Origin of the sequence: Neisseria gonorrhoeae, assembly GCF_003315235.1 — a bacterium.
Lineage (GTDB): Bacteria > Pseudomonadota > Gammaproteobacteria > Burkholderiales > Neisseriaceae > Neisseria > Neisseria gonorrhoeae.
Genome location: NZ_QNRU01000021.1, coordinates 1 through 12,797 on the forward strand (window position 1 = coordinate 1; position 12,797 = coordinate 12,797).

General features: G+C 54.7%; 9 protein-coding genes and 3 pseudogenes. 6 read left to right on the top strand and 6 right to left on the bottom strand.

Annotated elements, in window-relative coordinates; all coding sequences use genetic code 11:
• Both DFR77_RS08730 and DFR77_RS08735 read left to right on the top strand, forming a co-directional pair.
• Nucleotides 1-155, top strand: a pseudogene (locus DFR77_RS08730) (IS1595 family transposase); the annotation flags it as partial.
• A gap of 133 nt (nucleotides 156-288) precedes the next feature.
• Nucleotides 289-2,316, top strand: a complete 2,028-nt coding sequence (locus tag DFR77_RS08735; RefSeq protein ID WP_003692895.1) for a BCCT family transporter — start codon at nucleotides 289-291, stop codon at nucleotides 2,314-2,316.
• Between the two features lie 89 nt (nucleotides 2,317-2,405).
• On the opposite strand, the gene DFR77_RS08740 is transcribed toward DFR77_RS08735, so the two are convergent.
• Nucleotides 2,406-3,959 (bottom strand): fatty acid--CoA ligase, encoded by a 1,554-nt coding sequence (locus DFR77_RS08740; protein WP_033910207.1) that lies wholly within the window; start codon nucleotides 3,957-3,959, stop codon nucleotides 2,406-2,408.
• Between the two features lie 50 nt (nucleotides 3,960-4,009).
• Here DFR77_RS08740 and DFR77_RS14425 point away from each other — a divergent pair, with 50 nt between their 5' ends.
• Entirely contained in the window at nucleotides 4,010-4,138 is a 129-nt protein-coding gene (locus tag DFR77_RS14425) for a hypothetical protein (protein ID WP_255294324.1), read from the top strand.
• A gap of 72 nt (nucleotides 4,139-4,210) precedes the next feature.
• Here the strand turns inward: DFR77_RS14425 and DFR77_RS08745 are convergent, their stop codons facing one another.
• The 4 genes and pseudogenes from DFR77_RS08745 to DFR77_RS08760 all read right to left on the bottom strand — a co-directional run bounded on the left by DFR77_RS08745 (nucleotide 4,211) and on the right by DFR77_RS08760 (nucleotide 9,132).
• Nucleotides 4,211-5,404, bottom strand: a complete 1,194-nt coding sequence (locus DFR77_RS08745; protein ID WP_003692900.1) for an SGNH/GDSL hydrolase family protein — start codon at nucleotides 5,402-5,404, stop codon at nucleotides 4,211-4,213.
• Nucleotides 5,401-6,384, bottom strand: coding sequence for a peptidoglycan O-acetyltransferase PatB (patB, locus tag DFR77_RS08750; RefSeq protein WP_003695450.1), 984 nt, complete (start codon nucleotides 6,382-6,384; stop codon nucleotides 5,401-5,403). The genes DFR77_RS08745 and patB overlap by 4 nt, the downstream gene beginning before the upstream one ends.
• Before the next feature lie 10 nt (nucleotides 6,385-6,394).
• Nucleotides 6,395-7,831 (bottom strand): MBOAT family O-acyltransferase, encoded by a 1,437-nt coding sequence (locus tag DFR77_RS08755; protein ID WP_003689031.1) that lies wholly within the window; start codon nucleotides 7,829-7,831, stop codon nucleotides 6,395-6,397.
• Nucleotides 7,832-7,960: 129 nt separating this feature from the next.
• Nucleotides 7,961-9,132 (bottom strand): annotated as a pseudogene (locus DFR77_RS08760) (sugar transporter).
• 441 nt (nucleotides 9,133-9,573) lie between these two features.
• Between DFR77_RS08760 and DFR77_RS08765 the strand changes: the two are divergent.
• A complete protein-coding gene (locus tag DFR77_RS08765; RefSeq protein WP_003689029.1) occupies nucleotides 9,574-9,786 on the top strand; it encodes a heavy-metal-associated domain-containing protein in 213 nt (70 codons plus the stop codon).
• Here DFR77_RS08765 and DFR77_RS08770 read toward each other — a convergent pair.
• On the bottom strand, nucleotides 9,765-9,926 hold the full coding sequence (locus tag DFR77_RS08770) for a hypothetical protein (RefSeq protein ID WP_211305723.1): 162 nt from the start codon (nucleotides 9,924-9,926) through the stop codon (nucleotides 9,765-9,767). The genes DFR77_RS08765 and DFR77_RS08770 overlap by 22 nt on opposite strands.
• 7 nt (nucleotides 9,927-9,933) lie before the next feature.
• Between DFR77_RS08770 and DFR77_RS08775 the strand changes: the two are divergent.
• Nucleotides 9,934-11,512 (top strand): annotated as a pseudogene (locus DFR77_RS08775) (methyltransferase regulatory domain-containing protein).
• A gap of 81 nt (nucleotides 11,513-11,593) precedes the next feature.
• The gene (locus tag DFR77_RS08780; protein ID WP_003689027.1) at nucleotides 11,594-12,691 is read left to right on the top strand and encodes a hypothetical protein; all 1,098 of its coding nucleotides are present in this window, start codon (nucleotides 11,594-11,596) and stop codon (nucleotides 12,689-12,691) included.
• The last annotated feature ends 106 nt before the right edge of the window (nucleotides 12,692-12,797 follow it).

Consider the following 12,797-nt stretch of genomic DNA (forward strand, 5'->3'; position numbering starts at 1 on the left):
GGAACTTTTGGAATCAGGCAAAACGCGCCTTGCGAAAATACAACGGAATCGATCGTAAACCTTTCCCGCCGTTGTTGAGGGAATGCGAATTTCGATTTAACTTCGGCACACCGCCCCGGCAGCTAAAAATCCTGCGGGATCGGTGTGGAATTTAGGGATAATCTAGTACAGCCCCATTTCGGCCGGTTTGTGCATTTCGTCATCCGGAAGCCGGTATTTTGCCGGCAGGTTTTGACTACTTTGCCCGATGACCGGGTTTGTCTGTTTTTAACAAAGGAGTGAGAAGGTTTGTCCCTGTCTGAATTTATAGAACGCCGAACGTCATTTAATCCGATGGTTATTTTGACGACTTTGTTTTTTGTGTGTGTTTTGGTGGTATTGGTTTTAACCGTGCCGGATCAGGTGCAGATGTGGCTCGACCGGGCAAAAGAAGTCATTTTTACCGAGTTCAGCTGGTTTTATGTTTTAACGTTTTCCATTTTTCTGGGTTTTCTGCTGATACTCTCGGTCAGCGGTTTGGGAAACATCAGGCTAGGACGGGATGAAGATGTGCCGGAATTCGGCTTCCTGTCGTGGCTGGCGATGCTGTTTGCGGCCGGGATGGGCGTGGGCCTGATGTTTTTCGGCGTGGCAGAGCCGTTGATGCATTATTTTTCGGACATTACGGTCGGCGCGCCGGAACACAGGCAGCAGCAGGCATTGCTGCACACGGTGTTCCATTGGGGCGTTCACGCCTGGTCGGTGTACGGTACGATTGCATTGGCTTTGGCTTATTTCGGTTTCCGCTACAAACTGCCGCTTGCCCTGCGTTCTTGTTTTTACCCCCTGTTGAAAGAAAAAATTTCCGGAAGGTTCGGCGATGCCATTGATATTATGGCGTTGCTTGCTACTTTTTTCGGCATCATCACCACATTGGGGTTCGGGGCTTCGCAACTGGGCGCCGGATTGCAGGAAATGGGCTGGATTGCCGAAAACAGCTTCGGCGTGCAGGTCTTGATTATCGCCGCCGTAATGTCCCTCGCCGTCGTTTCGGCAATATCCGGCGTGGGGAAGGGCGTGAAGGTGTTGAGCGAGTTGAACCTGGGCCTTGCGTTTTTGCTGCTGTTTTTTGTTTTGGCGGCGGGCCCCACTGTTTACCTGTTGTCGGCATTCGGCGACAACATAGGGAACTACCTCGGAAATCTGGTGCGCCTCAGTTTGAAAACTTATGCGTACGAACGGGAACACAAGCCGTGGTTTGAATCTTGGACGGTGCTTTATTGGGCGTGGTGGTGTTCTTGGGCGCCGTTTGTGGGTTTGTTTATCGCGCGCATTTCAAAGGGGCGCACCATCCGCGAGTTTGTCTTCGGGGTTTTGCTCATCCCCGGCCTGTTCGGCGTTTTGTGGTTTACCGTCTTCGGCAATACGGCGATTTGGCTGAATGACGGGGTTGCGGGGGGAATGCTCGAAAAGATGACCTCCTCTCCGGAAACGCTGCTTCTTAAATTCTTTAATTACCTCCCCCTGCCCGAACTGACGAGCATCGTCAGCCTGCTGGTCATTTCCCTGTTTTTTGTAACTTCTGCCGACTCCGGGATTTATGTCCTGAACAATATTACCTCTCGGGACAAAGGCTTGAGCGCGCCACGGTGGCAGGCGGTTATGTGGGGCGTGCTGATGTCTGCCGTTGCCGTTTTGCTGATGCGCTCGGGCGGACTCGGCAACCTGCAGTCTATGACCCTGATTGTTTCCCTGCCGTTTGCCCTGCTGATGCTGATAATGTGTTTCAGCCTGTGGAAAGGCTTGAGTGCGGATAAGAAATATTTTGAGACCCGGGTCAACCCTACCAGTGTATTTTGGACGGGCGGCAAGTGGAAAGAACGGCTGGTGCGGATAATGAGCCAGACGCAGGAGCAGGATATTTTAAAATTCCTCAAACATACCGCATCGCCCGCTATGCACGAGTTGCAACGGGAGCTTTCGGAAGAATACGGCTTGAGCGTCCGGGTCGATAAGATGTTTCATCAGGACGAGCCCGCAATCGAGTTCGTCATTCGGAAAGAGACGATGCGCGATTTTATGTACGGGATTAAGTCTGTCGGGCAGGATGTATCCGACCAGTTGATTAACGACGGCAAGCTGCCGCATATCCGGCACCAGACAACTTACAAACCCTACGCTTATTTTTTCGACGGGCGCGTCGGGTACGATGTGCAGTATATGAACAAGGACGAGCTGATTGCCGACATTTTGAAAAACTACGAACGTTATTTGATGTTGTTGGATGATGTCGGTCAGGAACTGATGGCGCACGAGCAGGTGGAATTGGCAGAGTAAATATCCTCGCTCCGGCGTTTGCCAAAAAAATGCGGTGAATCAGATTCACCGCATTTTTTTGCCGGACGGGGCTTCGGACGGCACGGCGTTCATTTGTTTCCTTCAAACTGCTCCTTCAGCACCCGTTTCAATACTTTGCCCGTAGCGTTGCGCGGCAGCCCGTCTTTAAAGTGGATCTGTTTGGGGATTTTGAAATTTGCCAGCACGGTACGCAGGTGGCGGCGGATTTCGTCCTCGCCCAAATCCATACCTTCCTTCAATTGGACGAAGGCGACGATTTCCTCGTCGGCATAACGGTCTTTCACGCCGATGACGGCGGCGGCTTCGACGGCATCGAGTTTGTGGATTTCTTCTTCGATCTCGCGCGGATAGACGTTTTGACCTTTGGAAATAATCAAATCTTTTTTGCGGTCGACGATAAAGATAAAGCCGTCCTCGTCTATGGTAACGAAATCGCCCGTTTTCAACCAGCCGTTGACGATGGTTTCATCGGTGGCGGCAGGCATATTGAGGTAGCCCCGCATCACCGAACCGCCCCTGACGATCAGTTCGCCCACTTCGCCGCGCGGCACTTCGACCAATTCTTCATCGACGGCTTTGGCTTCCAAACCGGGCAGGGGGATGCCGACGCTGCGGGCTTTTTGCCGTTCGGGCGTATTGACGGCGACGACGGGCGAGGCTTCGCTCAGTCCGTAGCCTTCCAGCAATTTGGCGCGGGGGAACTTGGCTTTAAAATCGAGGATGGTTTGTTCCGCCAAAGGCGCGCCGCCGCTGATAAACAGGCGGATGCGGTTGAACCATCTGAAATACCAAGGGATTTTCGCCTTGCTCATCGCGGTGTAAATCGCGGGTACGCCCAAAAACACGGTTGCGCGTTTGAGCAGGGCCTGTTTCAAAACGTTGGAAAAGGGGAAAACGGATTTGACCAAAATAATCGAACACGCCATATAAATCGGCAGCAGTACCATAGCCGTCAGCGTGAAGCTGTGGAACATCGGCAGGAAAACGATAAAGCGGTCGCGTTTGGAAATTTTAAAGATGCGTTCGATGCCGTTCAGGTTGGCGAACAGGTTGGCGTAACTGATTAGCGCGCCTTTGGGATGCCCCGTCGTGCCGGAGGTGTAGATGATGTGTGCCAAATCATTTATCCGGGGTTGGCGGCCCAAGTCGGGTTTTTCGGGGAAGCGGCGCACGTTTTCAAAAAAGGCATCGCCTTCCGCCGTTTCGCCGGCCGGCCGGCTTTTGTCCGTCCAAATGATTTTTTCGACGGGCGTTTGCGCCTTCAGGCCCGCCAATTCTTTTGACAGGCCGGCCGAGGCGAACAGGAAGCGCGCCTTGCAGTCGTTCAGGATATACGCGTATTCGCTGTTTTTCAAAAATGTGTTCATCGGTACGGCGACCGCGCCGATGGCGGAGACGGCGAAATAGGCGGTAATAAATTCTGTGGAATTGGAAACCGCCAGCGCGACCGTGTCGCCGAACTTCACGCCGATATTTTGCAGATACGCCGCGACGGCTTCGGCTTCCTGCTTGAGCGCGCGGTAGGCGGTTTTTTCCTTGCCGTCGAACACTGCCTTGCCGTTGCCGTTTTTGCGGCAGGCGGCGGCGAGCATTTCGTAGAAATTGGCATAAGTCCGGTTCATGAAACTTCCTTTATGGTTGCGGACGGCGAACGCCCTCATTTGAAAACAATATGCCGTCTGAAAACGGAAGGCGGCAGTTTATCATCTTTGCCTTCAGACGGCATATCAAACGCCGCCTTTGCGCCGCATGCCGGAGGTTCGCCCCCGTCCTTCCTATGTCTGACCTGAATGCCGTCTGAATCAATATGAAGATATACGTTTCAGACGGCATCCCCCTGTTGTGGAAATACCGTCCGCCCCCCCCTGTCCGATTATTGCCTGATTGCGGCGGCGCGGACGAGTTCTTCGAGGCTGTCGGCAAGCATTTCCGCCGCGCGCCGGTAGCCTTGGGCGGAGAAGTGTACGCCGTCTTTGGCGGCCCATCCTTGGTTGAGCCAGTTTTTCATGCTGCATATGCCGCCCATTGCGTTTTGCCAAGACCAAAACATCGTCTGCCCCTGACGGGCGACGCGCCGCTGCATCTGTTGGACTTCGGTCAGGAGGACGGGGCGCGTGCCGCATACGCCGAGCGTGTTTTTCAGGGATTCGGGCGCGCCGATGATGAGGATGCCGGCGGCGGGCAGGCTGTCGCGGATTTGGCGGACGGTATCCAGCCATTTTTGTTCGGTATCGGCAATGTCGATGTTGTTGTTGAAGGCTTCGTTGGTGCCGTAGGAAAGGATAACCAAATCGGCGCCGGTTTGGGCAAGGTCGTTCATACGGTCGGCACGCCATTTCGACCACTGGGTCAATTGTGCGCCGTTGATGCCCATCGCGGAAACGGTAATGCCGCCGGCGGGATTTTCGATGTTGATGAAGCCGATGTCCCACGGCATTTCGGTCTGTATGGCCAGGGGCAGTGCCGCGCCCGTATCCAGTACCTGCCAGCCGCCGCCGTTGGCGGAGACGGTGTTGCCGTTGACGGTCAGGGTTTGTTCGGCGAGCAGCGGTTTGGCAAACAGGGAAACGCGCTGTTTGCCGGTTTTGCCGTCAGACGCGGTCAGGGTCATGCTGCCGCCGCTGCCGGTTTGGGCGAGGATGCCGCCGAGGGGGAAGTCTGCTGCGGCACTTCGGCTGTTGAGGCTTTGCCAGTTGCCGTTATAGCGGACGGCCGCCATGCGCTGCCCTTTGACATTGGCGGGGTAAACCCAGCCTATGCCGCCGTCGCCCCATGTTTTTTGCAGGCGTTTGCGCAGGGCGTCGGTAAAGAAGTCGCCGGCGGTATGCGAGTCGCCGATTTGCAGGATGCGGAAGGTCTCGCCGCTGCCTTGTGCGACGGATCGGAGTTTTTTCATCCAAGGCGAGGCGGCGGCGTTGCCGTAGTCGGTCAGCAGCCCGTTTGTATCGGTGTAGGGGGCGGACGGGGAAACGGTAACGGTGTCGGGGCTGACGGAGGCGACGGGCAGGGCTTCTGCCTGCGTGGCGGCGAACAGGGCGGAAAATGCGATGAAGTGTTTGGGGTTCATGGCTGTGTACTTGATGGTTGCGTACTCGGTTCAAAAACGATTTTTTCCATTATTTTTTCCGCCAGCAGTTTTTGTCCTTCGGCGGTAAAGTGTATGCCGTCCTTACTGCGGTAGCGGACGGGTTTGCCGTTGACGTTGACGGAATCGGTGTAGCGGCCTTTCCCGCCGCTCAGTGTTTGCGCGGTGGGAATCAGGATGATTTTGCCTTTCAAGTGTTCCGAAAGCAGTTTGTCGAGGTAGCGCATCTGACCGTCGAGCTTGACTTTTTTCATGTAGGGGATGCCGAGCCAGACGACTTGGACGCGGTGCGTGTGTGCGGCTTCAAGGATGCGGTCGACGCGTTTCAGGTATTCTTGCGCCCATTCGTCGGAAGCGAATTTGAGGTAGCGTTTGCCGACGGGGAAATCCCACGGGTCGTTCGGGCCGAGGAAGACGGCGAGTACGCTGATTTCGGGATGTTTTTTCAAGGTTTCTTCAATCGTTTTCGGCCAGTCGAAGAATGAGGGATAGGAAAGCCCCGTGCTTTGTTTGCTGAGGTTGGCGGATTCGATGCCGTATTGCTGTTTCAGGCTTTTTTGCACGAAGGGCGCAACGCCCTGCATCAGCGAATCTCCGGCGAAAAAGACTTTGTCGCCGCTGCGGACGGCGGCGGCTTCGGTGCCTTGTTTCCATTCTGTTCCGCCGGCCGGCGGGGCGGCTTCGGATGCGGCGGCTTCAGACGGCATATCTGCCGAACCGCCGTCTTGAGCCGTCGGCGGCGTTTCGCCGGACAGGAAGGTTTTGATGCCGTCTGAAAGGGCGTAGGCGTTTTCTTGCAACGCCGCTCCGCTCCGCCACCATCCGTAGGCGGCAAGCGGTTCGAGCGGGCTGTTGCGGTGGTAGGTCTGCTGCCAGTAGGCGTTGATGGGGTTTTGGCTGAACCACACGGCAATCAGGGCAGACATCAGTATGGAGGCGAAAAGGGAAAGAAAGTTTTTCATGTCCAAACCCTTAAAAATTGGCATAAATAAAGCCGGGTATCCCCGAAGGGGCGAGGACGATAATCAGCAGCAGGATGATGGAAATCTGGATAAACCACAGCCACATCGGGATTTTTTCCAAACCTTTGACCGTGCCGTCGAAAGCGCGTTGCAGGTAAGGGTAGAGCAGCATCAAGGATGCAAACGAGGCAAGCAGCAGCATATCCGCCCGTTGCGGCGCGTTCCAGCCGCCGGCATTGGCAAAGAGGGCACTGAAAACTGCGCCTGCATCGTCGGGGTTTGCGGTATTGAAGACGACAAAGCTAAGGCAGACGAAATGGAAGGTAACAAACCACGAGAGCGGCGCAAGGTATTTCAGACGGCATAGCGCGTCGCGTCCGAAATACCGGTCGCCCGTGTTGAGCAGCGCCAGTGCCGTGCCGTGCAGCGCGCCCCAAATGAGGAAGTTCCAGCCGTAGCCGTGCCAGATGCCTGAGAGTACCATTGCCGCCATCAGGTTGAGCTGTGTCCGCAAAAAGCCTTTTTTGCTGCCGCCCAAGGGGATGTAGATGTAGTCGCGTATCCAGGTGGAAAGGCTGATGTGCCATTTGTCCCAAAATGCGCGGATATTCGCGGCACGAAGCGGTGCGGAGAAGTTTTTGGGCAGCCGGAAGCCCAGCAGCATCGCCATACCGATAACCAAATCGGAATATCCGGAAAAGTCTAAAAAGAGTTGGAAGGTATAGCCGTACACGCCTGCCAACACGCCCCAGCCGTCGAATTGGGCGGGATTTTCAAATACGGGCGACACCCAGTTTTCCGCCAGCATCCCCGCCAGCCACCATTTTTTGGCAATGCCCAGTAAAATCAGGGAAACGGCGAGGGCGGGGCGGACGGGCGAACGCGGTCGGCGGGTGCGGATTTGCGCCAGTGCACCCGCCTGTTCGCCGTCCGTGCTTTTGAATGCGGCGGCGCGGATAATCGGGCCGGAGGTAACGGTGGGGAAAAAACTCAGGTGCAGCAGCAGCTCGTGCCACCCAAAACGCGCGGCGTGCGGGGCGCGGAAGCAGTAAACCAGATAGGCGACAGACTGGAAGGTATAATAGGAAAGCCCCAGCGGCATCAGGATGTCGATTGCGCCGCCTTTTCCGGCATATTGTGCAATCAGCGGACGGAAAAAATCGAAATATTTGAAAAAGCCCAAAACGGTAATCGAGGCGGCAATGCCGCACCCCAGCCAAAAGCGGCGCGTACTTTCGCGATCGGAACGGAGCAGTTCGCCCAAAAGGTACACGCAGGAGGAATAAAGGACGATGATTGCCGCAAATACGGGGCTAATATGGTAGAGCCAGCCCATACCGGCAGCCAAAAGCAGCAGGTTTTGGACGGACGGGTATTTCGCAAAGCCCCAGTAAATCGGCAGGAAGACGATAAAAAACAGTGCGAACTCGACAGACAGCAGCGGCATAAACCATCCTTGGGACAAAAAAATAGGCGTTAAAACACGGCAAAGCCCGTTATTTTAAGCAGGGGCGGATATTCCTTCAATCAAAATGCCGTCTGAAGGGCGGGAGGGGCTTCAGACGGCATCGCTCGGTCAGGTTCGGATATGGTGGTTCAAATTCAGGCAGACCCGCAAACCTGCCGCCGCCGTCAGCATACCCGCAACGCCGATGCAGGAAATGCCCGAGTATTGCGTAACCTAATGTCCCAGCAGTGCGCCGCCGCCTATACCGACGTTGTAAAGCCCCGAATAAATCGAGTTGGCAAGGTCTGCGGCATCGGAGGCGAAATCCAAAACTTTGGCAACCATCCCCAAGCTGACGACCACAATCGCCGTCCCCCATACGAACACCAACGCGTAAATGGCGGCAGGAAAATGCGCCAAAGGCAGCAAAAGCCCCGAAGAGAGGGCGATAAGCGACACCGCGCCCGCCAAAAATGCGCGCGGATGTTTGGCAAACCATTTGCCGAACAGGTAAGACGCGGCAAAACCCGCCAGGCCGTACAGCCCCGGAACCACCGTAACCTGCCGCGCGGAGAAACCGCCGATTTGGATGACGAAGGGCTCGATGTAGCTGTATGCGGTAAAGTGCGCCGTAATCACCGGCACCGTTACCGCATACAGCAGCATCAGTTTTTTCCGTTTCAAAAGCAGGGGCAGGCTGCTTAAAGAACCGGTATTCACGCTCGGCAGGCGCGGCAGGCTTTTGGCAAGCACTGCCATTACCGCCGCCGAACACAGGCCGATCAGCAGAAAACTCGCCTGCCAGCCCAAATATTGTCCGACCATACGCCCGAGCGGAATCCCCGCCACCATCGCCATCACCGTCCCCGTGCTGAGCAGCCCCAATGCCTGATTCCCTTTTCCGACAGGGGCGATGCGTACCGCCAGCGAAGCCGTAATGGACCAGAACACCGCGTGCGTCAGCACAATCCCCACGCGGCTTGCGAGTAGGATTTCAAAACGCCACGAGGCAAACGACAGGATGTGGCTGACAGTAATACAGCGCAAACAGGACCAGCAGCAGGCCGCGCCGTTCCATAATTGCGCGTCAGCAGCATCAGCATCAGCGGCAGCGGCAGCGAAGTCAGCGCGACAATCCACGCATAAACCGTAATCATCACACCCGTTTCGGTCGCCGCCATGCCGAAGCTTCGTCCGATGTCGCTCAAAAGCGCGATGGGGATGTATTCGGCCGTGTTGAAAATAAATGCGCCGATTGCCAAGGCAACGATGCTCAACCAAGGTTTGTGCGAAGCGTTCATCTCAATTCCTTATATGTCGCACCCCGCCAAAAGGGGGCGCATTATGGTGAATTAAATTTAAACCGGTACGGCGTTGCCCCGCCTTAGCTCAAAGGGAACGATTCCCTAAGGTGCTGAAGCACCAAGCGAACCGGTTCCGTACCATTTGTACTGCCTGCGGCCCGCCGCCTTGTCCTGATTTTTGTTAATTCACTATACTTTTCTTGTCTGCCGGACGGCAAAATCCAAATCAGGGGGAAGCAGCCGCCTCCCGTTCGGAGAAACACTCGGGACGCTGCTTTGAAAATCGTTCCATATGTTGAAACATTGCCGCCTCCCGATTGGGCAAGGTTGCCATTATGTCGCAAGCATCCGTGCCGCACCGTTTCCGCGTTTGCCCAAGTTCACGCTCCGATTTACAATAACGCCCGTCAGATTGCAGTACCAACGAAAGGAAAAATCGTGGAAACCCTCCTCCTCGACATCGGCGGCATGAGCTGCGGCGGCTGCGTCAAAAGCGTTACCCGGATATTAGAAAGCGTAAAAGGCGTGGCAAGCGTCGAAGTCAGCCTTGAAAACAAAAGTGCGACCGTCGGATACGACCCCGCGCAAACCGCAGCGGAAGCACTAATCGAAGCCGTAGAAGACGGCGGCTATGATGCGGCGTTGAAATAAAGCGGCAAAAATGCCGTCTGAAGCCTTTGCGTTTCCCCGATGCCGTCTGAAGCACGCTCCGTGCCTTCGGGCGGCATTTGATTTAGTTGAACGGGCAGGATGAATTGGTTAAACTTGCGGGCAATAGTGCCTTCAGACAAACAAAATATGCCGAACAAAAAGAAAAAAGCCGCCTTTGCGCGCTGCAACGGAGAACGGTGTGCCGGGCGTGTCCGACATCAAAAATTCATATGATGATTTGATGTACGAATCCAAAGCATTTTCCCAAACCGCCATCAACGCCTTGGAGGCATGCGCCCGCATGATGGGTTTGAAGCCTACGGCAGCCGCAAAAGCCAAGGTCTTGGAGCTGGGCTGTTCGATGGGCAGAAACATCATCACGCAGGCACTTTATTACCCGGATGCGGAATTTGTCGGTATCGACTTGTCCGGCAGGCAGGTTGCGCAGGGCAACGCCATCATTGAAAAAATGGGCTTGGAAAATGTGCGTCTGGAAGAAAAAGATATTTTGACCGTCGATGAATCATTCGGGAAGTTCGACTATATCATCGTCCACGGCATTTGGTCGCGGGTGCCCGACGCAGTTAAAGACAAAATCTTTTCGATTTGCCGGAACAACCTGACCGAATACGGCATTGCCTATATTTCATACAATGTTTACCCCGGTTGGAAGCGGCAGGAGCAGTTGCGCGATATTATGCAGTTTGCCGGCAGGGATGCGCTTGGAGAACCCTTGGAAGCAAGGACGCGGAAAGGCTTGGATGCGATCAAGGCGCTGGCGGAAATTTTGGAAAACGACAAGGGCTTGGGCGGCGGCAAACTTCCGGCGATTCAAAAAATATTGAATCACAATACTTATTATGTCGCACACGAATATATGGAAATATTCAACGACCCGATTTACGTTAACGGTTTCATTGAATGGGCAAACCGCCACCGGCTGGCGTATATCGGGGATACCGATTTGCATGTGTCTTTTGTTTCTTGGATGGCGGAGCATACGCGGGAGCGGATTCTGGCATTGGCAGGGGGTGATTATATTGCCAAAGAATTTTACAGCGATATTTTATCCGACCGCCAATTCCACCGTTCGCTTTTATGCCGTGAGGAAGTCGGGGATACTGTCAGGCGTGATGAGTCGGTTGCCGTCGAAGTGATAGAAAGTTTGAATTTCCGCCCGGCAAGAGGGGAAACAATCAACTTTGATGAAAACGATACCCTGCTTTCGGGCATACGCGATGTGATGAAAACCGGAGAGGCGTTTAAAACGGAAGATGTTGCGGAAAATCTTGCCCGCCGATTTCCCGGTCTGGAATTTGACCGCATGAAAATCAATTCCCAGCTTTTATTGCAAACCATTCTCGGGCGTTTTTCTGTTTCATCAGACAATGCGGGCAAACCATTTTTTGAAGACCATAAAACCTATGTGCCGGCGCGCTTTACAAACTATGCCGCCGCCTTTGTGGAACACGGTGCGGGAGCGTTTGTCCGGCCTGCCAACCGTTACAACGAAAGCACGCCCTCATTCGGATACGGGCATTTGTACATTATGCGGCAATTGTCGCGGCCGACGAGCAAACAGGCATTGATTGAAACGGTTGCCGAAAACTTGAACATCGTCAGCGCCACGCCCGACGGTTTGACATTCCATCCGCCTGCCGAAGTGTATGTGGAAGAAATATTGGCAGACTTGGCAGACAGGCATTTTCTCGTTTCGGCGGATTGACGGGCAAGTCCCGACGGCAATCCGTCCGATATATTTTCAGACAGGAAAGACACACACTGCGAAAAACGGTACACGACACATATGAACCAGACATTTACCTTGCCCGATACGCGCCCGTATCCCCAAAATCCGATTAAAAACCACCTGCTGCTCAATGCCTACCAGTTGGCGCACAATTCGTCACAGGCTTCGCGCAAACTCTCGTCCGGGCAGCTTCAAACCGAAATCAGGGGGATGCTTGAGCAAAACCACTATATCAACCTTTCCCTCGCGCTGACGATGTCGCCCGATGCCGGAACTTATGCCGCGCTGCTTTCCAGTGTGAACGCGGTACTCGATTGCGAGAAAGAAGGCGAAGTGCAGTGGTTCGCCCTGCCGGTCGTGCTGGTGTCAGGCTGCAAGAAAGAACGGGCAATCGAGATGAAGCTGCCGACGGAGGCATTGTTTGCCTGCCTGCAAAACTATCCGCACCTGCGCGCGTTGACGCAAGAGACACAATGGCTGCCTTATCTTGTGCATTCTTCCGATTTGAGTGCGGTCGCGCCGGATGAGTGGTGGCGTGCCAAACAAAATACCGAAGCGGCGGCGCAACACTTACGCCGTTTCGCCCCGCGCCCTTTGCTGTTGCCCGAAGGGCAGTCCGTCCACGTCGTTTACGTGCTGGGTTTCGGCAGCGGCAAAGTTCAGGCGGCATTGGGGCAGAACCTTCTTCAGGCAGGCTTGCCCTTAATGCAGGTATGGCAGGAAAATCTTGCATCGGAAGGCATTACGCTGTTTGCCAATCCGCTTTCCCCCGATACCCCGGCGCGCGCGCTTTCAGACGGCAGCCACACGCGCCAACGTATGGCGATGGATGTTTTTGCGGCAAACGCGATACGCGCCGTCCGGATGCAGGGTCCGCGCGTCGGCGTGGTCGCTGCGGCAAAGGCGGGCGGACAGATTCTATTCGGATTTAATGCGACCGACGGCGCGTTTGAAGTCGTGCCGCAGGTGTTTTGCTGGCAGCTTTCCTTTACCGATAACATTGCCGTCATCCAGCAGAATTTCCTCGACCTGATGGCAGAATGCCGTGTAGAACACGTTTACCTGCTGCACAATCCCTTGGGCGAACAGGAAAACATCCCGAGCTATGCGGAAGCGTTGAAACGGGAAGGGCGCAATCCGTTTTTCAGCGCATAGTGATTTGTAGTAGTGATAGGCTTTCTCATTTCTATAATAAATCAAAATAAAGAGCACAACACTTTTTCATTCTGTGTTGTGCCTTGAGTGAAACGAAAGGATGAAT